Annotated in this window: 23 protein-coding genes; 19 read left to right on the top strand and 4 right to left on the bottom strand. The window is 46.9% G+C overall.

Translation table 11 applies throughout. The features are described from left to right. Positions 1-121: 121 nt before the first annotated feature. Together CYJ37_RS22110 and CYJ37_RS26940 are read right to left on the bottom strand one after the other, a co-directional pair. Complete coding sequence (locus CYJ37_RS22110; RefSeq protein WP_009792344.1) at positions 122-1780, bottom strand: glutamine--tRNA ligase/YqeY domain fusion protein; 1659 nt, start codon at positions 1778-1780, stop codon at positions 122-124. Positions 1781-2026: 246 nt separating this feature from the next. Beyond that, a complete protein-coding gene (locus CYJ37_RS26940; RefSeq protein WP_141195024.1) occupies positions 2027-2347 on the bottom strand; it encodes a hypothetical protein in 321 nt (106 codons plus the stop codon). Between the two features lie 52 nt (positions 2348-2399). Here CYJ37_RS26940 and CYJ37_RS22100 point away from each other — a divergent pair, with 52 nt between their 5' ends. Together CYJ37_RS22100 and CYJ37_RS22095 are read left to right on the top strand one after the other, a co-directional pair. Then, positions 2400-3305, top strand: coding sequence for a hypothetical protein (locus tag CYJ37_RS22100; RefSeq protein WP_094768081.1), 906 nt, complete (start codon positions 2400-2402; stop codon positions 3303-3305). 39 nt (positions 3306-3344) lie between these two features. Beyond that, entirely contained in the window at positions 3345-3539 is a 195-nt protein-coding gene (locus CYJ37_RS22095; RefSeq protein ID WP_009792341.1) for a hypothetical protein, read from the top strand. 182 nt (positions 3540-3721) lie between these two features. On the opposite strand, the gene CYJ37_RS22090 is transcribed toward CYJ37_RS22095, so the two are convergent. Continuing rightward, complete coding sequence (locus tag CYJ37_RS22090; RefSeq protein WP_009792339.1) at positions 3722-3907, bottom strand: hypothetical protein; 186 nt, start codon at positions 3905-3907, stop codon at positions 3722-3724. 173 nt (positions 3908-4080) lie between these two features. Here CYJ37_RS22090 and CYJ37_RS22085 point away from each other — a divergent pair, with 173 nt between their 5' ends. From CYJ37_RS22085 to CYJ37_RS22065, 5 genes are all read left to right on the top strand, one after another. Then, complete coding sequence (locus CYJ37_RS22085) at positions 4081-4824, top strand: alpha/beta hydrolase (RefSeq protein ID WP_101551928.1); 744 nt, start codon at positions 4081-4083, stop codon at positions 4822-4824. A 237-nt stretch (positions 4825-5061) separates the two neighbouring features. Then, positions 5062-6219, top strand: coding sequence for an MFS transporter (locus CYJ37_RS22080; protein ID WP_050767264.1), 1158 nt, complete (start codon positions 5062-5064; stop codon positions 6217-6219). A 181-nt stretch (positions 6220-6400) separates the two neighbouring features. After that, on the top strand, positions 6401-7597 hold the full coding sequence (locus CYJ37_RS22075; protein WP_101551927.1) for a class I SAM-dependent rRNA methyltransferase: 1197 nt from the start codon (positions 6401-6403) through the stop codon (positions 7595-7597). Positions 7598-7666: 69 nt separating this feature from the next. Beyond that, the gene (locus CYJ37_RS22070; protein ID WP_009792335.1) at positions 7667-8188 is read left to right on the top strand and encodes a general stress protein; all 522 of its coding nucleotides are present in this window, start codon (positions 7667-7669) and stop codon (positions 8186-8188) included. Positions 8189-8472: 284 nt separating this feature from the next. Then, a complete protein-coding gene (locus CYJ37_RS22065) occupies positions 8473-11199 on the top strand; it encodes a dynamin family protein (RefSeq protein ID WP_101551925.1) in 2727 nt (908 codons plus the stop codon). Between the two features lie 124 nt (positions 11200-11323). Here CYJ37_RS22065 and yiaA read toward each other — a convergent pair whose 3' ends face one another. Next, positions 11324-11797, bottom strand: coding sequence for an inner membrane protein YiaA (gene yiaA, locus CYJ37_RS22060; protein WP_009792332.1), 474 nt, complete (start codon positions 11795-11797; stop codon positions 11324-11326). Between the two features lie 329 nt (positions 11798-12126). Here yiaA and CYJ37_RS22055 point away from each other — a divergent pair, with 329 nt between their 5' ends. The 12 genes from CYJ37_RS22055 (at position 12127) to CYJ37_RS22000 (ending at position 24380) form a co-directional block, all read left to right on the top strand. Further along, positions 12127-13050: an ABC transporter ATP-binding protein gene (locus tag CYJ37_RS22055; protein ID WP_022543319.1), complete on the top strand. Its 924-nt coding sequence runs from the start codon at positions 12127-12129 to the stop codon at positions 13048-13050. Positions 13051-13053: 3 nt separating this feature from the next. Then, complete coding sequence (locus tag CYJ37_RS22050) at positions 13054-13794, top strand: ABC transporter permease (protein ID WP_009792330.1); 741 nt, start codon at positions 13054-13056, stop codon at positions 13792-13794. Beyond that, positions 13795-14916 (top strand): sensor histidine kinase, encoded by a 1122-nt coding sequence (locus tag CYJ37_RS22045; protein ID WP_101551923.1) that lies wholly within the window; start codon positions 13795-13797, stop codon positions 14914-14916. 15 nt (positions 14917-14931) lie between these two features. Beyond that, on the top strand, positions 14932-15537 hold the full coding sequence (locus CYJ37_RS22040; RefSeq protein WP_009792328.1) for a response regulator transcription factor: 606 nt from the start codon (positions 14932-14934) through the stop codon (positions 15535-15537). Positions 15538-16586: 1049 nt separating this feature from the next. Next, positions 16587-17954 carry an aspartate kinase gene (locus CYJ37_RS22035; RefSeq protein WP_101551920.1) on the top strand — a complete coding sequence of 456 codons (1368 nt, stop codon included), beginning with the start codon at positions 16587-16589 and terminating at the stop codon, positions 17952-17954. Between the two features lie 101 nt (positions 17955-18055). Next, positions 18056-18454, top strand: a complete 399-nt coding sequence (locus tag CYJ37_RS22030; RefSeq protein WP_101551918.1) for a MarR family winged helix-turn-helix transcriptional regulator — start codon at positions 18056-18058, stop codon at positions 18452-18454. Next, positions 18455-18796: a DUF3147 family protein gene (locus CYJ37_RS22025; protein ID WP_101551916.1), complete on the top strand. Its 342-nt coding sequence runs from the start codon at positions 18455-18457 to the stop codon at positions 18794-18796. A gap of 266 nt (positions 18797-19062) precedes the next feature. Beyond that, entirely contained in the window at positions 19063-19944 is an 882-nt protein-coding gene (locus CYJ37_RS22020; RefSeq protein ID WP_180827417.1) for an alpha/beta hydrolase, read from the top strand. Positions 19945-20122: 178 nt separating this feature from the next. Beyond that, positions 20123-21019: a phytoene/squalene synthase family protein gene (locus tag CYJ37_RS22015; protein ID WP_257964286.1), complete on the top strand. Its 897-nt coding sequence runs from the start codon at positions 20123-20125 to the stop codon at positions 21017-21019. Further along, the gene (locus CYJ37_RS22010; protein ID WP_101551913.1) at positions 21009-22505 is read left to right on the top strand and encodes a phytoene desaturase family protein; all 1497 of its coding nucleotides are present in this window, start codon (positions 21009-21011) and stop codon (positions 22503-22505) included. The genes CYJ37_RS22015 and CYJ37_RS22010 overlap by 11 nt, the downstream gene beginning before the upstream one ends. Next, positions 22498-23895, top strand: a complete 1398-nt coding sequence (locus tag CYJ37_RS22005) for an aldehyde dehydrogenase family protein (protein WP_101551911.1) — start codon at positions 22498-22500, stop codon at positions 23893-23895. Before CYJ37_RS22010 ends, CYJ37_RS22005 begins: the two co-directional genes overlap by 8 nt. Continuing rightward, a complete protein-coding gene (locus CYJ37_RS22000) occupies positions 23883-24380 on the top strand; it encodes a glycosyl-4,4'-diaponeurosporenoate acyltransferase (RefSeq protein WP_257964285.1) in 498 nt (165 codons plus the stop codon). The genes CYJ37_RS22005 and CYJ37_RS22000 overlap by 13 nt, the downstream gene beginning before the upstream one ends. The last annotated feature ends 22 nt before the right edge of the window (positions 24381-24402 follow it).

Genomic DNA, 24402 nt, shown 5'->3' with positions numbered 1-24402 from the left:
TAACTGTATCGTATTTTCTGCTAAAAAGACAATCCCCTTGAAAAAATTGTTAGAAAAAAGAGAACGGCTCTGCGGCCGTTCTCCTCCTGAAAATAGCACCCACTGGCTGGTGGCTTTGCTTTTATAATTTAAATGAGCTCTTCAGCGAAACGATCCGGTTAAATACAATGTGATCTTCTGCTGTATGCTTTGGATCGACATTGAAATAGCCGTGGCGGAAGAACTGGAACTTATCTTGAGGCTTGACATCCTTCATGTTCGGCTCGATGAAGCCGTTGACGATTTCCAGAGAATTTTCATTCACATGGTCAAGGAAGGTCTTGCCTTCATTTTCTTCACTGTTCAATTCTTCGTCAAGGATCAGCGGCTCATACAGGCGGAATTCAGCCGGAACTGCCTGGGATGCCTCGACCCAGTGGATGGTCCCTTTTACCTTCCGTCCGGTAAAGCCGGTGCCGCTCTTGGTTTCCGGATCATATGTGCAATGGATTTCAACCACTTCACCGTTTTCATCCTTGATGACATCTTCACATTTAATGAAGTATGCATGCTTCAGACGCACTTCATTTCCAGGGAAGAGGCGGAAATATTTCTTTGGCGGATCTTCCATGAAATCATCCTGCTCGATATAAATTTCTCTTGAAAACGGAATCTGGCGGCTGCCCATTTCCGGGTTCTCCGGATTGATTTCCGCTTCGAGCATTTCTGTCTGTCCTTCAGGATAATTGGTAATCACAACCTTCAGCGGCTTCAGGATTCCCATTGTCCGAGGGGAAGACAGCTTAAGGTCTTCACGGACAAAATGCTCAAGCATCGCAGTATCAACGGCTCCGGATCCTTTTGAGACGCCTGTCGCTTCAACAAATTCACGGATGGCGCCAGGTGTAAAGCCTTTTCTTCTCAGCCCTGAAACGGTCGGCATGCGCGGATCATCCCAGCCATCCACATACTTTTCGTCGACCAACTGCTTCAGCTTTCTTTTGCTCATGACTGTGTTGATCAGGTTCAGGCGCCCGAACTCAATCTGCTGAGGCTTGCTTTCCATCTCACAGGCTTCAATGACCCAGTTATACAGCGGTCTTTGATCCTCGAATTCTGTTGTGCAGAGAGAGTGGGTGACGCCCTCGATTGCATCCTCGATCGGATGGGCAAATGCATACATCGGATAAATGCACCATTTGTCGCCTGTGTTATGGTGATGGGCATGTGATACACGGTAAATGACCGGATCCCTCAGGTTAATATTAGGTGAGCTCATATCAATTTTTGCTCTGAGCACCTTTTCTCCATTCTGGAATTCTCCTGCACGCATACGCTTGAAGAGATCAAGATTTTCCTCGACAGAACGGCTGCGGTATGGGCTTTCCTTTCCGGGCTCTGTCAAAGTTCCGCGATATTCCCTGATTTCATCTGCATTCAGGTCATCAACATAAGCAAGGTCTTTTTTGATCAGCAGGACTGCACGCTCGTACATTTCCTCAAAATAATCGGAAGCAAAGCGAAGCTCCTCCCATTCAAACCCCAGCCATTTGACATCTTCTTTAATGGCATCCACATACTCCTGGTCTTCTTTCAGCGGATTGGTATCATCAAAGCGCAGATTGGTTTTGCCGTTAAAATCATCGGCGAGTCCAAAGTTGATGATGATTGACTTTGCGTGTCCAATATGAAGATAGCCGTTCGGCTCTGGAGGGAAGCGGGTAACGACTTCATTCCTTTTTCCGGATTCCAGGTCCTCCTTAATGATCGTGCGAATAAAATTGGATGAGTTTTGTTCCAAACCAGTATCAGCCTTTCTTTTATATACTTTAGGAAATTATAGAATTTTTTTGCCTGAAGCTCAATCGGCTCCAAACATTTTTTATTAAAATAGCCCTTTTTTAAAATGGCTGTGTTGAACATTGTCGGTGATTTTAGCCTCATGTGTGTGAAACCCTGTTTCACACGCATTTCAGCATAGCTGAATGAGCCCAAAATCAACATGCAGTTACAATAGTCTAAAAAACTGGGCTCGTTCACTTATAGTCTAATGGAATCTGAAAAGATATGCCATGAACTTAATACTACTCATTAAGGAGGATAAAAACAAGGAGCAGGTAAGCAAAATAAGGAAAGCGGAGGGGCTGGGCGGGAAAAAACTTTTGGGCAAAGCTGCCTGCCGGCCTGCGGCTGCATACAATAGCTTTATGTACCCATCTTCATTGCTCTTGAGCCAGGCTGCTGCTCCAATTGAAGCGAAAGAACTAGGGGAGAAATCTTCCTGGTATGATAAACTGTTAAGGTAATATAATGGATCATATGGTTTTTTTACCCACAGGCTAATATCGTTTCCGAATCTTTCAATCACACCATGAACCTCCAACATTGCTGAATGACGAACAGGCTAAAGGGGGATGAAAATGGAAAGGATGATGGTTAAAGATCTGCCTGTCATTGAAGATAAGGTAAGGAAATGGTCTGCGATCGTGTATTGGACGGGAGTAGGGATCATCATATTGCTTGCAGCTATCAGCTTATATCATGCTGCACAGCTGCCGGATGGCGCGGGCCAGCCGGATGCAGGCGGCCAGGCCGCTGCACAGGATACGGTCACAAGCCTGATTATCAAGCCGATTGCCGAGTCGCCGAAATTCCAGGTCATTTTTGAATATCTTTTCTACCTGCTTTTATGGCTGCTGCTCTGGCTTTTAGTGCCTTCCGCATCCAGGAGGATCATCCGCTTCAAGCTCGGAAATCTGGAGTTTGACCTGGACCAGAGCCAGAAGGAAGTCATATCCATCATTGATGACCAGATGAGAAAGTTTAAATTCCTGACGTATTTAATGAAGGAAGAAAACAAGAATGTCCTGAAAACGAGCTTTGATTCAGAGCATCCCAGATTCCATGATGCCCTCGATTTTGCACTTGCCAAAATGCAGGAATTCTATTTAAGTGAATGGGATGAACATCTTACCTTTGAAGTAATGACGCTTGCCGAGTTTCATCAGGCATCATTTCCTTCGGCTGTAAAGAGGTCGCTCGAGCTTGTGGACTTATACAAAACAGGGATCCCGATCAACAAGGAAAATCCGGAAGTTATCCATGATAAAAATTATCTGGTTTATACCACCTCAGAAGAGGAAAATATTTATACAAGCGGTACAGAAGTCGTCGACTATGTCATTTGTGTTTCAAGCTACAGATCTGAATTCAATGAAAATGACGGCTATCTGGTCGCAGGCATTACTTCCCTTGTTTCGGAGCTCCATAAACGGGCATGGGAGAACTTGGGGCTTACAAAGCTTCGGGAAAGATTGAATCTTTAGCCCTAATGAGGTAAACTTATAGTAAAGAGGTGGTTAAAAATGTCAGCCAAAAAGCATGTGTTAAAAGTCCAGAAGCCAAGTGGCGAGGAAGACATTTTTGATTTTGATCGGTTATTCAAAGATGCTGCCAATTATAATAAAAAAGCAGACCAGCAGGATATTCAATATCCTCGCGGAGCATCAATATCAAGGAAAAGCTCCATCGTGAAAGGACTTTTCGCTGCCAAGGCCTGATGAATCGGCAAGGCTGGTCCAAAGAGGACCGGCTGCAGGCATTTGGCAGGGCTGAAATAAAAAACGCCCGATTCACGGGCGGCAAGCAGTATCTTAGGATTCTGGAAAAGATCCGCTGATTCCGGCCTGATAGTTTTTTAGATGGACAAGCCATAAGGGCTCTTGTAACTTGCGTATGCAGGTTATTTTTTTATGCCCAGATATTTGGACAAGAACTGCTGCATATTGTGGCTGTTTCCAACGATTTGGGAAGACCGGTGCACCTTATTGATCGGGCTGCCTTTTGGGTATTGGATCTCCCGCTGTCCCTTTTTATGAAAAAAGCTTTCTGCATTGGCAAATAGCTTTGAGAAATTAAATTCATCCATTTCTGTTTTCCGCCTCCAACTCGACTGCTCTCCTTATTGTATTCTATGCAGGCAGTACTATACGGGAAATGAAATTTGTGTGTATAGAGAAAAACGGGCTTTTTTCCGGAGCTGGCAGGGTTTGCGGCATAGGGAGTCGAACTTTTTCAAAGTGAGAAAGAGGAGGGAAAGAAATGGCGGATAACTATCCAGTATTAAACGGAGCAGAACCCTTTTATTTTGAAGGCGGCAGGACAGGCATCCTGGTTTCGCACGGTTTTACAGGCTCGACACAAAGCATGCGGCCGCTCGGGGAGGCATATGCGAAAGCAGGGTATACGGTCTGCGGCCCAAGGCTTAAAGGTCATGGGACCCATTATGAGGAAATGGAGCAAACGCAGTACAGCGACTGGATTGCAAGCATTGAAGAAGGCTTTCAATGGCTGAAAGAACGGTGCGACGATATTTTCGTCACAGGCTTATCCATGGGAGGGACACTTACTCTTTATATGGCTGAGAAGCATTCCGAAATCAAGGCCATTATCCCAATTAATGCTGCCGTAGAGATTTCGGATATGGAAGGTGCTGCAGCCCTTCAGGACGTCCGCTTCCTCGATGCCATCGGCTCAGATATAAAGAAAGCTGATGTAAAAGAGCTGGCCTATGAGAAGACCCCGGTCAAATCCATCGGTGAAATCGTCCAGTTAATGGAGCTGGTAAAAGGAGGGCTGGCTGACATACAGTGCCCGGCATTGATTTTTGTTTCCAGCGAAGACCATGTTGTCCCGCCTGATAATTCCCGGCTCATCCTTGACCGCATCTCAAGCAAAGACAAAAAACTGATTACGATGGAAAACAGCTATCATGTTGCCACGCTCGATAATGATCAGCAGCTGATCATTGATGAGACCTTGGCGTTTATAAAAAAATATCAATAAGAACGGGGGGCTGCGGCCTCCCTTTTTTTGTGGGAGCAGGACAAAAATACAGCATTGCCATCAATTAAATAACTGTGTTAACATTTAGTGAATCGAAATATATTCTCTATAGAAGATCTGTTCGAGCCTTTTATATGCTCGTAAAAGTTAAATACTGCACAAGTTTTTATTTTTTTGAAAAGGGGGCTTTACCGCTTGAGTGAACAAAAAGAAAAGCTTTGGACGAAATCCTTCGTCATGCTGATGGCAGGGAATCTGTTTGTCTTTATGTCCTTTCAAATGCTGATCCCGACAATGCCGCCATACATAAAATCAATAGGCGCCTCAGGCTTGGAAATCGGCCTGGTCACAACTCTATTCTCTGCTGGCGCAATTCTGTGCAGGCCCTTTATCGGCTATATGCTTGAGTACAGGACAAGAAAGCCCCTCGTCCTGGCCGGTGCAGCCGCCCTGCTGCTGATTACTTTGGTTTACCCGCTTTCCAGCGTGGTTGTTATGTTTCTTCTCTTCAGGCTAGTGCACGGGCTTGCCTGGGGCTGGTCGACGACTGTCAACGGGACGGCAGCGGTAGATGTTGTTCCGAACTCCCGCCTCGGCGAGGGGATGGGCTATTATGGGCTGTCTGTGACTCTCGGGATGATCATAGCCCCCAGCCTGGGCATTTATTTATTCCAGGTTACGACCTTTGAAAATCTGGTTTATATATCGGCCGGTCTTGGCATTATCAGCATCATACTCCTGTCGCTGGTGAGCTACAGAACGCCCCAGTCGGTTAAGGAAGCGAAAAAAGAGGAATTAGCTTTCTCTTATTTAGGGTCACTGATTGAAAAAACGAGCTGGTACCCGGCACTTATCACGGTCATCGTTACCTTCGGCTATGGATCCATTGTCACGTTCATTGTCATTTTTGGGGAAGAGCGGGGAATAGAGCAGATTTTCCTTTTCTACCTGTTCAATGCCGTACTGGCATCGGCCTCGCGTCCTGCAGCTGGAAAATGGTTTGACAGAAATGGGCCGAGAGGGCTCGTCCTGTTCTGTACACTCATTACATTCGCCGGGATGTGGGTGCTGTCCTTTGCCCATTCTAATGTTTTGATTGCTGCAGCCGGAGTTCTTTTCGGGATCGGCTTCGGATCACTGATTCCGACGCTTCAGTCGTGGACATTGTCCCTTACGCCGCCAAACCGCAGAGGTGTTGCCAATGGCATGTTCTTTTCAGCCATCGACCTTGGCATCGGATTGAGCGGACTGGTATTCGGCGTCATAGCCCAGTACGTGGAAACAGGCAGGCTGTTCCAAATCTCGAGTATCTTCCTGCTGATTGCCATCGCCATGATCATGGCCGAAGGGCGGAGGCGAAAAAACAGCATAAAAAAACAGGCTGCTGCCGTATAAGGCCGGGGATGCTTCCCTGGTCTTTTCTTTGCTGGGCTGGTGGCTGCGGGATTTTTGACACCCTTCTTCTTTAGAATTTTCTCAGCGATTGGCTTCTCCTGCGGCTGGAATGATAAGATAGAACCAAAAGATACAGCTGGCAAACAGGGCAGCTGATCTCAGGATATAGAAGGGTGATAATATGGCACAGGAAATAAAGCTGCGTCTGAAGGCGCGTTCTGATGAAGAGTATAGAAAAGGGCTGCCCCTTGTTTATAAAGATAGAATAGAGAATCTTGCGGATCTGAAGGAGGAGGGGGCAATCTTCCGCCTTGCAGACAGCAGGAACAAATTCATCGGCAAAGGCTATTATGGCCTGCAGAATAAAGGCTGCGGCTGGATCCTGACGCGTGATGAGCAAGAAGTGATCGACCAGGGATTTTTTGAGAAAAAACTTCAGAAGGCTCTTAAGCATCGGGAATCTTTCTTCAACAGCTCTGATACGACTGCTTTCCGCGTTTTCAATGGCGAAGGCGACGGGATCGGCGGGCTGACAATCGATTATTTTGCCGGCTATTATCTGCTGACTTGGTACAGTGAAGGCATATACCGGTTTAAGGAAGAAATCCTGCAGTCTTTAAGGAATCTTGCTGATTTTAAAGGGATCTACGAAAAGAAACGCTTTGATGCGAAAGGCTCTTATATGGAGGATGATGACTTTGTTGAAGGAGAGCGCGGAGAGTTCCCGCTCATTGTCAAAGAAAATGGCGAAAACTTTGCCATCTACCTGAACGATGGAGCAATGACAGGCGTGTTCCTTGACCAGCGCGATGTCAGAAAAACAATCAGGGATGTATATGCAAAGGGCAGGACAGTCCTCAATACGTTTTCCTATACAGGGGCCTTCTCCATTTTTGCGGCAAAAGGCGGAGCAGTGAAAACGACAAGCGTGGACCTTGCGAACAGGAGCAAAAGCAAAACGATTGAACAGTTCAGCATCAATGGGATCGACTATGAGGCACAGGATATCATTGTAGAGGATGTTTTCAATTATTTTAAATATGCCGTAAGGAAAAAGCTTCTTTTTGATATGGTGATCCTCGATCCTCCAAGCTTTGCCCGCTCCAAGAAGCATACCTTCAGTGCAAGCAAGGATTATAAGAACCTGCTGAAGGAAGCGATTGCGATTACGGAAAAGGATGGCATCATCGTCGCCTCTACCAACTGCAGCACCTTTGGAATGAGCAAGTTCAAAGGATTTATTGAAGCCGCCTTTAAGGAAAGCGGCGGAAAGTACAAGCTGCTGGAGGAATTCTCCCTGCCAAAGGATTTTCGGACCATCAGTGAGTTCAAGGAAGGGAATTATTTAAAAGTGGCATTCATTCGTAAACTGTCTTGAGTATGCTGCGTTTTGCCTGCAGCACTAAAGGGTAAACAGCCTATATATGATTTTCATATAGGAGGCATAATGATGAAACGCGATATTATCGGTGTATACAGTTCAATAGATGAAACGATCGAGGCAATCAGGGAGCTGACGGCGAAAGGCTATGATTCAAAGGATTTGGCTGTCATTTCAAAGCGGCAGGATATTTACACCCTTGATTCGTACACAAATGCAGATGTGGAAAAGGCTGCCGGCTCAGCGCCGAAAGAGCATGATGATGAATCGTTCTGGGATAAACTGAAAGAAGCCTTCTCGCTGGACGGCGACTTTGGCGAATCCCATGAAAGGCTGACAAAGTATGGAATTGCTGAGGAAAATGTAGAGTCATATGCAGCAGATATGGATAATGACAAAATTCTCCTGGCTGTGAACGCAGATTCTGCTTTTGCCAACGCTGAAACCGGTGCTGATGAGTGGTATGGCGCAGGCCAGATCGAGAGCGGAGATGAAGGGGAAGGCACGTCAGGCAGCCCATCATTATCCGGGGAGCCAACCGTCTATACAACAGATGAACAAAACAACCTGAGAAGAGGCTCCCGCTAAGGGCTTCCATCCTTCGTCAGAGCGAACCCGCCTTCTCTAGAGGCGGGTTTTGCTTGATTAACGGTGTTTCAGGCAGTACAGAAAGAAGTTCCTGCGTAAAATTTACCATATCTGAAGGTTGCTGTTAGAATTATTACAGAAGGAAACATTTCTGTATCAAAAATGAAAGTAAAATGAAATTTGTTGCATTCCATTCTTTGCTAGAATACAAGGATAGAGAGCGCAGAATAATAGGAATCTCTTTAGCATATAGTAGGTCAATCTATTTACATAAGGGGATAACAATGACGATAGAACAACAATTAATCGATAAATCATATTACGAAATGTTTATGGAAGGCCATAGCGGGGAGCAGCCTGCACAGGTGCTCGGCGAGGCATATTTCCTGGAGCAGAAAAAAGAAATACCGGAGCTTTCGGTCATCAGGTTTGCACAGGGTGAAATCTATTTCCACCATAAAGACTATGAAGCAGCCATTTTCAAATGGGAAAACATACATAACGATTTGGGGGAGTGGGCCAAAAAAAATACCGCAGACGCCTATATGGAACTGGAGCTGCATGCAACAGCCGAAGAAATATACAAGGCCATCAGGACAGAGTCACTTGTGCTCCAGACTGAGGTCCTGCTCCAGCTGTTTTCCTTATATGTCCATCAGGGCAAGCTTGATAAGGCCGTGCAGACAATAAAGGAAGCTGTTCTCCTCAATCCGGATTATCCGGATGTAACAGAGCTGGCAAGAGCCTTTTTCGAAAAGCATCAGGATTGGGGCAATGCCATTGAACTCGCTGTCAACGAAGGAGTCCGCACAAGCTCGCTCAAATGGTTTGAGGTCCTGAATGGCTATATTGATCAAGGGGCGGCAAGGAAGCTTGAGCCTGTTTATTTCCTTGACGCGCTGAAAACGGTCTTTTATAAAGATGAATCAAGATTTGAAAAGCTGTCTGTCTCCCTTTGGCAGCATTATCAGAATCAGAGCAGCAGCCATCAATGGCTTAAGGATTTCAACGGGATGATGCTGGAGCTTGAAGCGGACAGATCTTATGCATGGCATGAACTTTCCGCTATGTACAGGGAGACCTACCTGCAGCTTATCACAGGCAATTATTATGTGAAGGAATTGACTCCGCTCGTTCCTGAGCTGCTTGTGAACTGGGTTAGGATCACGGATTCCGCCAACGCGGTGCACGCTTCCGCTGCATTGCTTGCCTGGAATAAGCTATTTGCCGGATTAGACTCTAACGCTGTAGCGGATGCAGAAAATCTGATAGAGCGCTCAAGCCTTTATAACGGAGGACTGGAAGACAGCTACAAATTGTTTATGGATATTAAGAAATGGGCACTCAAAAATGATCTCCCGCTTGGACAGAGGCTGGAATGGATCGTCGAAGAGCTCCTTGATCTTGATAACAGCCATGTCCTTGTTGCCGGCAGGCCTGGAAGCGGGAAGTCCGCATTCATTAATTATGTGCTGGGCAAGCCGGTTCTTGGAGAGGACACATCTTCCATCAGTATGTTCAAGGCTGGCGAAGACGCTGCTTTCAGTGAAGTTACCGACAGCAGGCTGATCATGATGAAAGATCTTCCGCAATATCAGGAAAATGAAGCCGCCGCCGGCCTTGAAGGAGAAAAGGTTGCTTTCAACTGCCGGGTACCGGTTCCCTTCCTGCAGGAAAACAGGATTGCGCTCATTGACACCCCGGGAGTCAAAGGGAGCGGCAGGGCAAGTGGAGAGCTGGCCCATTATCTCCCGCTTGCAGACAGCATTTTATATGTCATTAATGCAGCAGAAGGCCTTGTAGAGGAGGACCTCCTGGCGCTGGAAAGAATTCGTGAGTCTGCTCCTTTCAAAAAGGTGCACTTCCTCCTGAACAAGGTGGATGCGATTCATGATCAGCGTGAGGCAGAAAGGCTGGTCGACGAGATATCCGCACAAATCCGGTCTTATTTCCCGCAAGGAAAAGTATTTGCCTTTTCCTCCCATTATGGAAGCAGAGAGCAGCTGGCAGATTTGGCCGGATTTTTCGATGACAGCCTGAGCCGCGACTGGTATGAGCTCCGGACACAAAGTGTGCTTGTCTATATCCAGCGCGCCTTAAGCTATCTGCTTGATAAGCGGGTGGAGGTGGAGAACTCGCTGCAGGAGGATATCCGCTGGAATGAAGAGATGGTCACGAAGCTGAATGGCGCCATCAACCAGCTCAGCGATATTGAAGAAGAAAAGACAAGGACGATCACAAAATCCTATCAATCTATCAAAGACAGGATGAGGAAGAAGCTTGAGGAGGAAATCCCCGGGATCCTGCGGGGCACTTCCGAGCTGGTCACAGAAGACAGCGACTTCCGGAAAATCCATCTTGAGCTGAACGATGCAATGAACGAGCGCGTCCAGCAGTATCTGGAGGATTCTGTCCTGCCTGAATTCTACGGCTCCATCCAGAAGTGGATTGCCCTCACCACTGAAGAGTTCAATCACAGCCAGGCTTATTTATATGAAATGGGCGAAGGGTTCAATGAGTTATATGGAGAGGAAAAAATCCGGCTGGAGTGCGATTTCAAAGTGCTGGATGACTGGCGCAGGGATGCTGACAGGATGACAAGCGGAGTGAGGATGGAAAAAGTGAACATCCTACTGCGCTTCACTCCTTCGCAATTCCTGCTGAAAAGCGCCGGAAAGCTGTTTGGCGCAATGCCGCAGAATAAAGGAATGCTGTATAATAGATATAAACAATTCCTCGAAAATGAGGATTACAGCGAAAGCGTCGACGCCATTGTCAGCAAGTTCATGCAGCAGTTTGAACTGTTCGAAAAAGCACTGGAGAGGGATATTAAGATCTTCTTCCGCAATCCATTCAACGTGCTCAATATGACAGTTGAGGAAACCTTGAACACTATTGAAGCCAACGGGCAGGCCCTCAGCAAAATGAAGGAAAATCCGGAGGCTTACCGCGATCCGATCACTTTGTTTGAGCTTAGGAAGCTGCAGTATGAGCGGATGGTTCGCGTATAGAATGCAGGGGATTGTGTGCTTTCCCAAATAAAAGACTGGCCGGAATTAATTCTGGCCAGTCTTTTTGTATTTTTTCAGCAGGGTTACTGTCATGATCTGTTCTGAAGCAATGTTCTTTGCTGCTTCAATCTCTGTCTTTAGCCTGCTGGGTATCCCGGATGTTCTTCTGGACTGTAACAGCGGCAAAGACGCTGAGCACGAATGACATCGCATAAAATCCTTTTTCGCTCAGGATGATGCTTCCTGCATTGTACAAGCCGATAGCCATCAATAGTACGGCCACAATAAGTGCGAACCAGCTCAGTCCATAATAGATGCCGGTAACCGGTATTCCCTCTTCTTTGTCTCGTACCGCCTTTTGCAAAGAGACCGCAGAGTAGAGGCCGAAAATCAGGACAGCAAAATAATATCCTTTCTCGTTCAGCTGCATCGTGTCCGCATTGAACAGCCCGATCAGATAAGCCCCAGCCCCGACCATTAAAGCAGCCCAGGAAGCTCCTTTAAAAGCGGCAGTCGGTTCCCCTTCTTTCCGTTCTTCCTTCTTCTTCGGCGCTTTATTAGTGCCTTTATCTAACAAAACATCATCTTCATAAGCCATTCTCGAATCGCCTCCAGCCAGTCAAATAATTTTTTAGCACCGCAAAAGCCTGCAGCACTCTACTTCCAACATCTATTATATAGAAAATTTTTGAAATTAATAGAAAAAATTGCAATGGCTCCAGCGTGCCAGGCACCGTTCGTGGACAAATAGGGGGAAAGTGTCTTTTTAAGGTGCCAGGCACCACCCGTGGACAGAATGGGCAATAGTGTCTTTTTTGCGTACCAGGTACGGAAAATGACATTTGTCATATGAATTTGATGACATCAGGTACTAATGAGTATGGCTGGAAGGTTTTACAATGAAGTTAATTAATGGAGACGGAGCTGATGAGTATGCAACAGGCAGTTGTTTTTGAAAATGTGGTGAAGGCTTTTGGGTCCTTTAGGGCGCTTGATGGATTAAATCTGAAGGTCAATGCGGGGGAGGTTACAGCACTCCTGGGTCCGAATGGAGCCGGCAAGACTACCGCGGTGGGGCTGATGCTGAATATGCTCAAGCCTTCCTCTGGCAGGATTGAAATATTCGGGCGGGAGCCGAAGAGCAAGGAGCTCAGGGAAATGACGGGGGCCCTGCTCCAGGAAACAAAGCCTGCAGACGGCTTGCGTACAGGCGAAATCCTCCAGCTTTTCCGCAGCTATTATAAAAATCCCTTATCGTATGAAAGGCTGCTGGATCTTTCAGGACTGCATAAGGAAGAAAAAAGGAAGGCCACTGCGCTTTCAGGGGGCCAGCGGAGAAGGCTTGCATTCGCACAGGCACTTGCCGGAAATCCGAGCCTTATTATTCTGGATGAACCGACTGTCGGGATGGATGTGGAATCAAGATTCCGCTTTTGGGAAGTGATCAGCGCTCTTGCGAATGATGGGAAGACCATTCTTCTGACCACCCACTACCTGGAGGAGGCGGATGCTGTTTCTGACCAGATCTGTGTGATGGCAGAAGGAAGGCTCGTCGCTTCCGGGACTCCGCAGGCACTTAAGGCAAGGGTATCATCAAGAACAGTTTCGTTCCGTTCCTCCCAGGAGCTGGACCTGAATCTCCTGAATGGACTGCCGGGCGTCGAGAGGGCGGAGAAAAGCGGAAATGCTTATTCTCTATATGCGAGGGAAACGGATGAGCTATTGCGGAACATCATTACATCAGGCTGGGAAATCAGGGATGTCCAGGTATCCTCAGGCAGTCTCGAAGCCGCTTTCAGGCAGCTGACAGACATACAGGATCAGCATTCAGAAAATAAGGAAGGTGCGTAAAATATGAACATGTTTATTTCCCAATGGAAGGCAGAGAGCCTCCGGATCATCAGAAGCCCGTTTTTCCTGCTGTTTTCCCTTTTGATGCCATTTGTGTTTTACTTTCTGTTCGCCAGCTTGAATGGCGCGGATAAGGAAATAGCGGGCACTTCATGGGGGGCATACTCACTTATGTCCATGACCGCTTTTTCACTGATAGGGACGGCGACTTCCCAGTTTGGCATCCGCCTTGCTTTTGAAAGGAAGGAAGGGTGGATCCGCCAGCTTCAGCTTACACCTTTGTCCCACTTCACCTGGATCAGCGCCAAGGTTGCCTCGCAGATGCTTATCCATCTGCTGATCATCCTGCTGCTGTTCCCGCTGGCCGCTATTGTTTATGATCTCCACCTGACTCCCCTGCAGTGGGCAGCCTGCACGATCTGGCTGCTGTTCGGAAGCCTTCCGTTCCTGGCGCTGGGCGCCCTTGTCGGGACAATGAAGAATGCAGATGCCGCCATTGCGATTTCCAATGTCCTCTTGATGGGACTGGCGATCGCCGGCGGGCTGTGGATGCCATTGGAGGCACTGCCAGTGTGGCTGCAGAGCATCGGCAAATGGCTGCCATCCTACCATTATGCAAATGGGGCATGGGAAGTGCTTTCAGGCAATCTCATCTCATTGGAAAATATTTTCTATCTTGGCGCCTGCACGGTTTTATTTATGATACTATCAAGCTATATTCTAAAGAAACGGGATGCGGTATAAGTGAATCCTTACTGGAAAAAGTTATTTCCTGCCTCGGAAGGCTGGCCTCCGTATATCTATCTGGCCAACTTTGCACTGCCTGTATATTTCATGCTCGGAGAAGCCCCGCTTAAGAGGGAAGCGGGCTTTTTCCTGCTGCTGGCCTACCTCTTTTTTTACAGGCATCTGTACTGGTCCAGAAAATATGAAACTCTCATCATTGCATTGATGGTCGGCATGACGCTGTTATTCAGCTTTTTCTATAATCCTCTGTATCTGTATCTCATCTTTCTGGTGCTCAATCATCTGGTCAGGCTGCCGCTGAAAACGATCTATATCCTGTGTGCTTGCTTTGGTGCAGCCAGTGCAGCTGTCCTGGTCCAGTCCGGCCTTTATCTTGAGCCCCTCATGCTCTCCGGCATCAGTCCGCCATTGTTCGGGGGGACGATCCTTCCTTTCGTTGTTAAAGCTTCTGCAAAATATAAGGATATGTCAGAGCAGCTGCAGGTGGCCAATATGCAGATCGAGCGCCTGGCACAGCAGGAGGAAAGGCAGAGAATTGCGAGGGAGCTTCATGATACACTAGGCCACACCCTTTCATTGATCGCACTGAAAAGCGAGCTGACAGCCCGGCTGGCATCCAAGGACCCGGTACGGACAGAAAAGGAAGCAATGGACATCCAGCTCACGGCGCGGATGGCCTTGAAGGAGATGCGTGACCTTGTTTCAGATATGAATCTTGTCAGGCTTGAAGAGGAAATCGAACATGCCCAGACGCTTTGTGCGGCTGCCGGCATAGAATTCATTTATGAAAAACCGCCTGTGCCAGCCGGCCTGACTCCGCTCCAGGAAAGGATCCTGGCTATGTGCTTGCGAGAGTCTATCACCAATATGGTCAAATACAGCAGAGCAGCCAGATGCGTTCTGTCAGCTGCCGAAACAGATGATAAAATTCATCTTTCTGTAAGGGACAATGGCATCGGGTTTGATTTATCAGTGATCGCCAAACATTCGGGAAATGGCCTTGCAGGGATGAAGGAGAGGCTCCAGCTTGTAGAAGGGAGCCTCCAAATCAGTTCAGCACCAGGAAAAGGAACGGCTATTAGGATGAGCATTCCACTGGTCATCAGGGAAGGATTTTAAAGGGGGAGATGGCAAATGATCAGGATTGTACTGGGTGAGGATCAGCGCCTTCTGCTTGGCGCACTCGCCTCTCTGCTTGAGCTGGAGGAAGATATTGAAGTAGCTGCGCAGGGGGAAAACGGCAGGCAAACCCTGGAGCTCGTCAAAAAGCACCAGCCTGATGTATTGATCGTCGATATTGAAATGCCTTTAATGACCGGGCTGGAGGTGGCAGAGGCGCTAAAGGAAGCCGGATCCTCCTGCAAAGTGATCATTCTGACCACTTTTGCAAGGCCAGGCTATTTTCAGCGGGCGATCGCGGCAGGAGTGGGCGGCTATCTGCTGAAGGATACCCCAAGCAGGGACCTGGCGGAAGCAGTCCGCCGGGTGCATGCCGGGAACAGAATGATTTCACCGGAGCTTTCCCTTGCCATGTGGGAGGAAAAAAGCCCGCTTACACCAAGGGAAACCGAGATACTTGAATCCGCTGCAGCAGGGCACACAATGGCCCAGATTGCCTCACAGCTGTACTTGTCACATGGCACAGTCCGAAACTATATGTCCGAAATCATCGGCAAGCTAGGTGCCGCCAACCGGATTGAAGCCGTCAATCAGGCAAAGGCGAAGGGCTGGATTAAATAGAGTTGGGGAAATAAGTGGGAATCAGGCTCGGGCTTTTTGCCGGGGCTTTTTTTGTGTTGGGAAGGGGTGTGCTGAGGCCAATAAGTATATGAGAGGGGGAGGGGAGGGCAAGTTAGTATGGCGGGATTGGGTCTGGAGTACATGAGTGATGTGGAGAAAAGGGAGTCGTGTATCCCGGGAATGTTCTGGAGTACATGAGAGGTGTGGAAAAGAGGAAGTTATGTATCCCGGGGGTGTTCTGGAGTACATGAGTGGTGTGAAAAAGAGGAAGTCATGTATCTCGGGAGTGTTTTGGAGTACATGAGAGGTGTGGAAAAGAGGAAGTCATGTATCCCGGGAGTGTTTTGGAGTACATGAGAGGTGTGGAAAAGAGGAAGTCATGTATTCCGTGAGTGTTTTGGAGTACATGAGAGGTGTGGAAAAGAGGAAGTCATGTATCCCGGGAGTGTTTTGGAGTACATAAGTCGTGTGAAAAAGAGGAGCTCGTGTATCCCGGGATTGTTCTGGAGTACATGAGTGGTGTGAAAAAGAGGAGCTCGTGTATCCCAGGGGTGTTCTGGAGTACATGTGTGATGTGAAGAAGAGGAAGTCATGTATCCCGGAAGTGTTTTGGAGTACATGAGTGGTGTGGAAAAGAGAGAGTCATGTATCTCGTGAGTGTTTTGGAGTACATGTGTGATGTGAAGAAGAGGAAGTCATGTATCCCGGAAGTGTTTTGGAGTACATGAGTGGTGTGAAGAAGAGGAAGTCATGTATCCCGGAAGTGTTTTGAAGTACATGAGTGGAGTAGAAAAGGGGGAGTCATGTATCCCGGGAATGTTCTGGAGTACATAATCAGCGGTAAAAAGGGAGTGGGATGTATCCCGCCATAGGAATCCGCGCAGTATACCTCTGCATTCATGTCAAACCCTAAGACTAACCACACTTTTGTCCATCCTTAAAAAACATTTGTACTTTCCACAAGGAAAAACTATTGCTTTTTCTGCTTTAAAGCGTGATAATAAGAGTTAAATTTTAGCAGGGAAACTGCAGCTATGGGAGATGTAAAAATGAAGGTTGTTAAGTTTGGCGGTTCTTCTCTTGCTTCTGGCCGTGCAGTCGAAAAGGTCTTTGAGATTGCAGCAGCCGATGAGAGCCGTAAGATCATTGTTGTATCAGCTCCGGGCAAGCGTTTTCCGGAGGATGAGAAAGTGACAGATATGCTGATTGACTGCGGGATATATGCCCTCGAGAAAGAGGGGATGCCTCCGAAGCTGGAAAAAATCGTTGAACGGTACAGCCGGATAGCAGCGGAGCTGGGCCTTGATAATAAGGCAGAAGAAGTCAGGGGCAGGCTCCTCGATACAATGGCCTCCGGCAAAGAGCGGCCGGAATATTTCCTTGAAAAAGTAAAGGCATGCGGCGAGGATTTGAATGCGAGATTGATAGCGGAATATTTCTCTTCCAGGGGAATTGAAGCATCATATGTAAATCCGGGGGAGGCTGGGCTTTATGTGACGGATGAACCCGGCAATGCAAGGGCGCTTCCTGAAGCCTACATCAATTTAAAGTCATTGCGGGAACGCAAAGGCATCATTATTTTTCCCGGCTTTTTCGGCTACAGCAAGCAGGGGGATGTGCTTACTTTTTCAAGGAGCGGTTCGGATATTACCGGATCCATATTGGCAAATGGCATTGAAGCGGAGCTTTATGAAAATTTCACCGATGTGGATGCTGTCTATTCAGTGAATCCCCACACGGTAAGTTCGCCGAAGGAAATCAGGGAACTCACATACAGGGAAATGCGGGAGCTGTCATACGCAGGATTTTCTGTATTTCATGATGAAGCGCTGATACCTGCCTACAAGGCCGGCATTACCGTGAATGTGAAAAATACGAATAATCCGGAGGCGCCAGGCACCAGGATTGTCGGTGAGAGGGACAATACAAATGGGCCGGTCATCGGAATTGCCAGTGATAAAGGATTCTGCAGCATCTATGTGAGCAAATATCTGATGAACCGGGAAATCGGGTTCGGCCGCAGGATCCTGCAGATTCTTGAGGATTTCGGATTGTCCTATGAACACACTCCTTCGGGGATCGATGACCTTTCCATTATTCTCAGGCAGCACCAATTTGATCAAGCTGCTGAGGAACAAATAGCGGCAAGGATCAAGGAAGAGCTGGAGGCAGACGAAGTGGTCATTGAGCATGATCTTGCCCTCATTATGGTTGTCGGCGAAGGGATGAGGCATAATGTAGGCACGATGGCCAGGGCTTCAAAGGCGCTGGCAGCAGCGAAGGTAAATATAGAGATGATCAACCAGGGCTCATCAGAAGTGAGCATGATGTTCGGGGTGAAAGAAAATGATGAAAAAAGGGCAGTCAGAGCGCTTTATGAAGAGTTTTTTGAACCGGCCCGGACAGCTGTAAGATAGTTTAGGAAACCTGATTGCATGGCAGTCAGGTATTTTTCTGTGTTATTATATCGTTTTATACGATATAATCGTATAAAACGATTTAAATTAGGGGGAATAAGATGATTGATCAAATCAATGAATACTTTACCGATATTTATTTCCATCTACACCCTGAACAGCAAGAGCCCATTTCCCACCAAAGCGTACGCATCCTGCAAATGGTAGATAAAAGACAATCCGTCATGATCCGCGATATTGCTTCGCTGCTGTCTATTTCGCATAACACAGCTTCAGAGCATGTGAAAAAGCTGACAGCGGGCGGATGGCTTTATAAAGAGAGGGATGAAAAGGATCAGCGAAAGGTGTATTTGCACCTTACAGAATCAGGAATAACGGTTCTCAAAAAGAATACAGAACTGGACGGGGGAAAACTGAAGGCGGCACTCGAAAAATTGTCTGCGGAAGAAAGGCAGCAGATTTTCAACGCCTTTAAGCTGCTGAGCGAGGCATCCAAATAAATGTATATGCTCATCAAAATATTTAGCTCTGCAGCAATCATTGGCATCATAACGGAATTGGCAAGGAGATTTCCGGTATATGGAGGCATGGTTGCAGCCTTGCCGCTGGTCAGTCTGCTGAGCATCATCTGGCTGTCTGTACAGGGGGAACCTGCACAGAATGTCACCCGTTTCACCCTGGGTGTTCTATCCGGACTCCCCGCCACGATCGTTATGCTGCTTGTCATTTACACCGCCTTCAAACATGCAATCCAGCTGCCTATGGCAATTATAATGGGAATCGCAGCATGGGGAATTTTCCTGCTCATTCAAAATTATTTCATGCAATCATTTATTAGATGAAAAAGTGTCCCGTCTATCATACAAATAACAAGCGTAACTCCAAAGCAGGGTCACGCTTCTTTTTGTGGAATAGTTTTATAGAAAAGTAACACATCCTTGAAAATGTTTCGCAGCATGACTATTACCCGGAAGCGAAAACGGGAATGAAGAAAAATGAAAAAAGAGATCCAGAGAAACACGCGGAATGAAAAACAATCCATCGCTGTAGCAATCAGGTATAAATGCGTTTCATTCCAGCTAAAATGTTAAAAAGTGAGGTTACTATTATGTTCACTCTTGTGGTTGCAAAAATGCTGCGCCTCTTTCCTAATCAAGCAAAAAAGAACCCTTTGATTACCAGGCAGCCTGTAAAAATGAAAAAAGATGTGATAGTTGAAACTTCTGTTCAGCCTGCCGGCATTTCCTTATATTATCCGCTGGAATCAGAGCAGGAAAGCTTTCCTGTCTATATCAATTTCCATGGGGGAGCATTCATCATGAATGAAAAAGAGATGGATGATCCTTATTGCCGCTACCTGGCCAATCAGGCAAAATGTGTTGTTATTAATGTTGATTATGCAAAAGCACCGGAATACCCTTTTCCGAAACCGATTGAACAGGGCTATGAAGTGATTCAATGGATAAAAAGAAGTGCTGATGACTTGAATATCGATGCGGAGAAAATCATGGTGGGCGGACAGAGTTCAGGGGCAAATATAGCAGCAGCCCTCTGTCTCAGCATGGAAGAAAGAGGGGACAGCCAGCCGATCCTCCAAGTGCTGTCCTGCCCGATGCTGGATTTTGTTACCCCGCATGCAGAGAAGCCGGAACCGGATAAGTGGCGTGCCCGGTATCCGCAAGCGGCCCATTTTTTAAACATGTGCTATGTTCCTGGCAAAGAACAAGCGGAGCATCCCCACGCTTCCCCTGTCCGTGCTGAGGTGAGCGGCAGCCTGGCTTCTGCCCTTATCCTTATAGCGGAGTACGATGCTTTCAGGCCGGAAGCCGAATGTTATGCTGAGAAGTTAAAAGCAGCCGGGGTGAACGTTCAAGAGGAGCTGTTCAGGGACTGCAGGCATGCTTTTACCCATAATGGCCCAAAAGAAAGGGCAGAAGAAGCTTGGGAGCTGATCGCACGGAAAATCAAAGCGGCGGCTGAATCCTATTGAAATAAGCATCTCACCTTATATTCCTCTTGGATAATGTGTTATTCAGCACATTCAAGTTTTTGCAGGGAAATATCAGGGTATAAAATAATTTTAAGGCTGCAGACGCATCAGCGGAAAAAGGGAAATCGGCGGTTAACATACTTCACTGATCTTGAAAACAGATCCAAAGGAGATGAATATGGACAAAGAGCAAAGGCAAGCGGATTTTGATTATTGTGAAAGAATCATAAAAAAACATTCCAAAAGCTTTTATTATGCCTTTTCACAGCTGCCCTGTGAAAAAGCAAATGCCGTATATGCCATCTATGCTTTTTGCAGGACCGCAGATGAGTGTGCAGATGGAAAACATTCATCCAAGAAGAAAGTACAGCTGCTGAGACAATTAAAGAAAGAACTGGACTTGTTCAAAGATCATGCTGAATTGGACAAACCGTTGTGGCGCGCGCTCAGACATGTATTCAATACATATGAAATGGATATCAGACCATTTTATGACCAGCTTACCGGTCAATCCATGGATTTATCATTTACCACCCCGAACACAATGAAGGAACTGGAAAGATACAGCTACTATGTAGCCGGTTCTGTCGGTTTAATGCTTTTGCCTATCATCTCTTCAAAACCTGCATCAAATTTGCCTTCAACTGTAGTAAGTCTGGGCGTGGCTATGCAAATAACCAATATCCTGCGTGATGTTGGCGAGGATTACCATGAGAAAAAACGCATCTATCTGCCCGGAGAAGAAATGAGTCACTTTCAATATACACAGAATGATTTACATAAAGGCTTGATCAATGAACATTTCATCGGCTTATGGGAGAAGCTCGCTGCACGTGCCGAAGCATTATATAACGAATTTTTACTCAGCATAGAACTGCTGGATGCAGACAGCCGGATACCCGTCTATCTGTCTGCCCACGTTTACAGGGGCATACTTGATGCTGTACGAAACAATGGATATCAATGCCTGACCAGACGGAATTATGTCACAAAAGAAAAAATGTCCCAGATCAATGCTGCCGTAAAAAGAGTTTTTGATTTGCGGGAAGGAGATGCATTAACAGTTGAAAAATAAAACCGTACTAGTCATCGGAGGCGGACTCGGCGGTCTGTCGGCTGCCATTTCACTTGCTCAGGCCGGATACGATGTCTCCTTATATGAGAAAAATGAACACATTGGAGGAAAGCTGAACAGGCTCGATCAGGATGGCTTTGGATTTGATCTTGGCCCATCCATCCTGACGATGCCGCAGATTTTCGAAAAATTGTTTGCTGCCAGCGGGAAATCCATGAAGGATTATGTCCCGATTGAGAAGCTGGATCATCAGTGGCGATCCTTTTTCCCTGATGGAAATGTCATAGACTTGTATGAGGATCTGAAGGAAATGCAAGAGAAGAACGCATCCCTGAGTGAAAAGGATATGCAGGAATATCAGAATCTGCTTAACTATTCGAAAAGAATTTATGATCTGACAGATAAGACCTATTTTCAGCATGGCGTGGATACGACGAGAGAAATCATGAAACATACGGGCTTGTTCACTGCTTTGAGGAACTTTGATCTATTTTCTACTGTTCATGGAGCCATTGATAAGCGGATCAGCAATGAACAGTTCCGCGATATGCTTTCCTATTTTATCAAGTATGTAGGTTCGTCCCCTTATGATGCACCGGCGGTTTTGAATATGATGATCTATATGCAGCATGACCAGGGGGTTTGGTATGTACCCGGCGGACTGCACAATCTGGCAGGCGGCCTGGTGAAGCTGGCTGAAGAAGTGGGTGTCAAATTCCACCTTGGCAGGAAGATCATCAAGCTTGAAAAAAAGAACGGCGAAATTACAGGAGCAATTTTGGAAGATGGAACCGTATTGACCGCCGATTATTTTGTTTCCAATATGGAAGTCATACCGGTATATGAACGATTGCTGGAGGAAGACAGCTCTTATGTGAAAAAATTAAAAAAGAAATTCGAGCCCGCGAGTTCCGGCCTTGTTATGCATTTGGGCGTGAAAAAGAGCTATCCTCAGCTGCGCCATCATAATTTCTTTTTCGCTGAAAATATGAAGCAGCAAATGCAATCGATCTTTCATCGTCATGAACTGCCGGAAGACCCTGTCATTTATTTAGTCAACGTCAATAAAACAGATCCTTCGCAGGCACCTGACGGACATGAAAATATTAAAGTGCTGCCCCATATCCCTTATATCCGGGACCAGAAGCCTTTTACGCAGCAGGACTATGAGAAATTCGCTGAGCGGGTTCTGATCAAACTGGAAAGAATGGGACTGCACGATCTGCGGGAAAATATCGTGACAAAGGATGTATGGACACCGGAGGATATCAGACGGATGTATGGATCTGACCGTGGTGCCATCTATGGAACAGTATCAGACCGCAAGAAAAATAAAGGATTCAAGCACCCGAAACAGAGTGAACGCTATAACAATCTATATTTTGTCGGCGGAACCGTGAATCCAGGCGGCGGTATGCCTATGGTCACCTTAAGCGGCCAGCTTGTAGGCAAGAAAATTGTTCAGCGGGATTCTTCCCATGCCTGACAATGACAGACATTCTCTGGAATCATTGCCGGAAAGGCAGAGGGAGGATCTGTTTTCGGAGGGGAGCCCCTCACTTGAAGCGCGAAAAAAACTGCTTTCAAAGCTGAAAAGCATGATTGTGGAGAATGAAGAGGCATTTATCAAGGCTCTTCATGCAGACTTGGGAAAACCGGCATTCGAATCCTTTTCATCTGAGATTGCCGTTTTATTAAATGAAATCGATCATGTATGCAAGCATATAGCGAAATGGAACCGGGAATCCCGGTCCCGCTATCTTAAGTTGGGTTATGTGGAAGCGGTTAAAAAAAAGCGGCAGCCATTTGGGAGTGTACTCATCATCGGTTCGTGGAATTACCCGCTCCAGCTTTCCCTGATGCCTGCCATCGGTGCACTCGCTGCGGGAAACCGCTGTGTGATCAAACCATCTGAACATGCACCGGAAACTGCTGAGCTGCTGAAAGAAATCATCAATGATGCCTTTCCTCCCGAACAGCTGCTTGTTGTAACAGGAGATGCACAGACCGCGAGCCTGCTGACCGCAGCCCCATTTGACCTGATTTTTTTTACAGGCAGCAGCCAGACAGGGAAAGCTGTGGCAGAGCAGGCAGCCAGACAGCTCACTCCGGTGATACTCGAACTCGGCGGGAAAAATCCGTGCATCATTGATGAATCAGGGTTTTCAAAAGAGGCCATCAGGGAGATTGTTTGGGGAAAGTTTCTTAATGCGGGGCAAACGTGTATTGCACCGGACACCCTTTTTATCCAGGAGTCCATTTTTGAAAAAACACTGAATGAAATTTCCGCTTCAATCTCTGCTTTTTACGGAGAACATCCTCAGGCAAACGGTGATTATGGCCGGATCTGCACAGATGCACACTTTGAGAAGGTGGTTGATTTTATCAGACAGGGTGATGTCCGGCATGGCGGTGGCCATGATCGAAGCGAACGGTTCATCGCCCCGACGGTTGTAGCCGATATAAAACCTGGAAGTCCGATCCTGGAGGAAGAAATATTCGGCCCGGTCCTTCCTGTCATTCCTTATTCAAACATGAGAACGTTATTATCCAGCGGCAGCATTCAGCGTGATGCACTTACGGGGTATATATTCAGTAAGAACAAGGAAGACATCCAGCTGTTCGAGAAACATATGCGGTCACCAACCATCAGTGTCAATCAGGTGATCCATCATGCCGCGAGTCCCCATATCGCATTTGGCGGGGTGGGAAGAAGCGGATACGGTGCTTATCACGGAAAAGCGGGCTTTCTGGCTTTCAGCTATGAAAAAACAGAATACAAAACCTGGCATTACATTCACTTTCAAGGTAAGTTCCCGCCATATTCCGATACAAATATGAAAGCTTTGAAGAAGTTAAGAAAGTGGCTGCTGTAATGATTGTTTCGCTTCCGCTCCACTGGATTATTATCCTGGATATATGTGCATGGGCGTTTTTCCATCTGTCCATCTCGTCCATTTGCCTGAAGCTGCCTTTATCCTGGTTTTTAAAAGACACCTTCTGGTTTCGAATTTTCACCTGGGAAAGATCCGGAGAATTATGGCAGCGTTTATTCCGGGTAAAAACATGGAAAGGCTATCTTATAGATGGCACAATTTTTCTCAAAAAAGGATACAGTAAAAAGGAGCTGCATGGCATCGGGCCGGGGGACTTGGCAATCTTTGCTGCGGAAACAAAGCGCGCGGAATTGGCACATTGGCTTTCCGTCCTGCCTGCCCCGCTGTTCTTCTTGTGGAATCCGGCAGGGGCGGGCTGGGCAATGATTCTGTATGCTCTTGGTTTCAACCTTCCCATTATTGTTGTACAGCGCTACAATCGGGGGCGCATGACTGCCATTGCTTCAAGGCCTGCTAAGAAATGAAGCGGAATTTTGTTTGGAAATG

Origin of the sequence: Bacillus sp. UMB0728 (assembly GCF_002858875.1) — a bacterium.
Classification (GTDB): domain Bacteria; phylum Bacillota; class Bacilli; order Bacillales; family Cytobacillaceae; genus Bacillus_AB; species Bacillus_AB infantis.
Note: the sequence above shows the minus strand (reverse complement) of the source record. Positions and strands in the feature narration are given on the sequence as shown.

Coding starts and splice junctions, on each gene's coding strand:
- CYJ37_RS22100 (WP_094768081.1), top strand. CDS start 2,400: ATGGAAAGGATGATGGTTAAAGATCTGCCTGTCATTGAAGATAAGGTA.
- CYJ37_RS22095 (WP_009792341.1), top strand. CDS start 3,345: ATGTCAGCCAAAAAGCATGTGTTAAAAGTCCAGAAGCCAAGTGGCGAG.
- CYJ37_RS22090 (WP_009792339.1), bottom strand. CDS start 3,907: ATGGATGAATTTAATTTCTCAAAGCTATTTGCCAATGCAGAAAGCTTT.
- CYJ37_RS22085 (WP_101551928.1), top strand. CDS start 4,081: ATGGCGGATAACTATCCAGTATTAAACGGAGCAGAACCCTTTTATTTT.
- CYJ37_RS22080 (WP_050767264.1), top strand. CDS start 5,062: ATGCTGATGGCAGGGAATCTGTTTGTCTTTATGTCCTTTCAAATGCTG.
- CYJ37_RS22075 (WP_101551927.1), top strand. CDS start 6,401: ATGGCACAGGAAATAAAGCTGCGTCTGAAGGCGCGTTCTGATGAAGAG.
- CYJ37_RS22070 (WP_009792335.1), top strand. CDS start 7,667: ATGATGAAACGCGATATTATCGGTGTATACAGTTCAATAGATGAAACG.
- CYJ37_RS22065 (WP_101551925.1), top strand. CDS start 8,473: ATGACGATAGAACAACAATTAATCGATAAATCATATTACGAAATGTTT.
- yiaA (WP_009792332.1), bottom strand. CDS start 11,797: ATGGCTTATGAAGATGATGTTTTGTTAGATAAAGGCACTAATAAAGCG.
- CYJ37_RS22055 (WP_022543319.1), top strand. CDS start 12,127: ATGAGTATGCAACAGGCAGTTGTTTTTGAAAATGTGGTGAAGGCTTTT.
- CYJ37_RS22050 (WP_009792330.1), top strand. CDS start 13,054: ATGAACATGTTTATTTCCCAATGGAAGGCAGAGAGCCTCCGGATCATC.
- CYJ37_RS22040 (WP_009792328.1), top strand. CDS start 14,932: ATGATCAGGATTGTACTGGGTGAGGATCAGCGCCTTCTGCTTGGCGCA.
- CYJ37_RS22035 (WP_101551920.1), top strand. CDS start 16,587: ATGAAGGTTGTTAAGTTTGGCGGTTCTTCTCTTGCTTCTGGCCGTGCA.
- CYJ37_RS22030 (WP_101551918.1), top strand. CDS start 18,056: ATGATTGATCAAATCAATGAATACTTTACCGATATTTATTTCCATCTA.
- CYJ37_RS22025 (WP_101551916.1), top strand. CDS start 18,455: ATGTATATGCTCATCAAAATATTTAGCTCTGCAGCAATCATTGGCATC.
- CYJ37_RS22020 (WP_180827417.1), top strand. CDS start 19,063: ATGTTCACTCTTGTGGTTGCAAAAATGCTGCGCCTCTTTCCTAATCAA.
- CYJ37_RS22015 (WP_257964286.1), top strand. CDS start 20,123: ATGGACAAAGAGCAAAGGCAAGCGGATTTTGATTATTGTGAAAGAATC.
- CYJ37_RS22005 (WP_101551911.1), top strand. CDS start 22,498: ATGCCTGACAATGACAGACATTCTCTGGAATCATTGCCGGAAAGGCAG.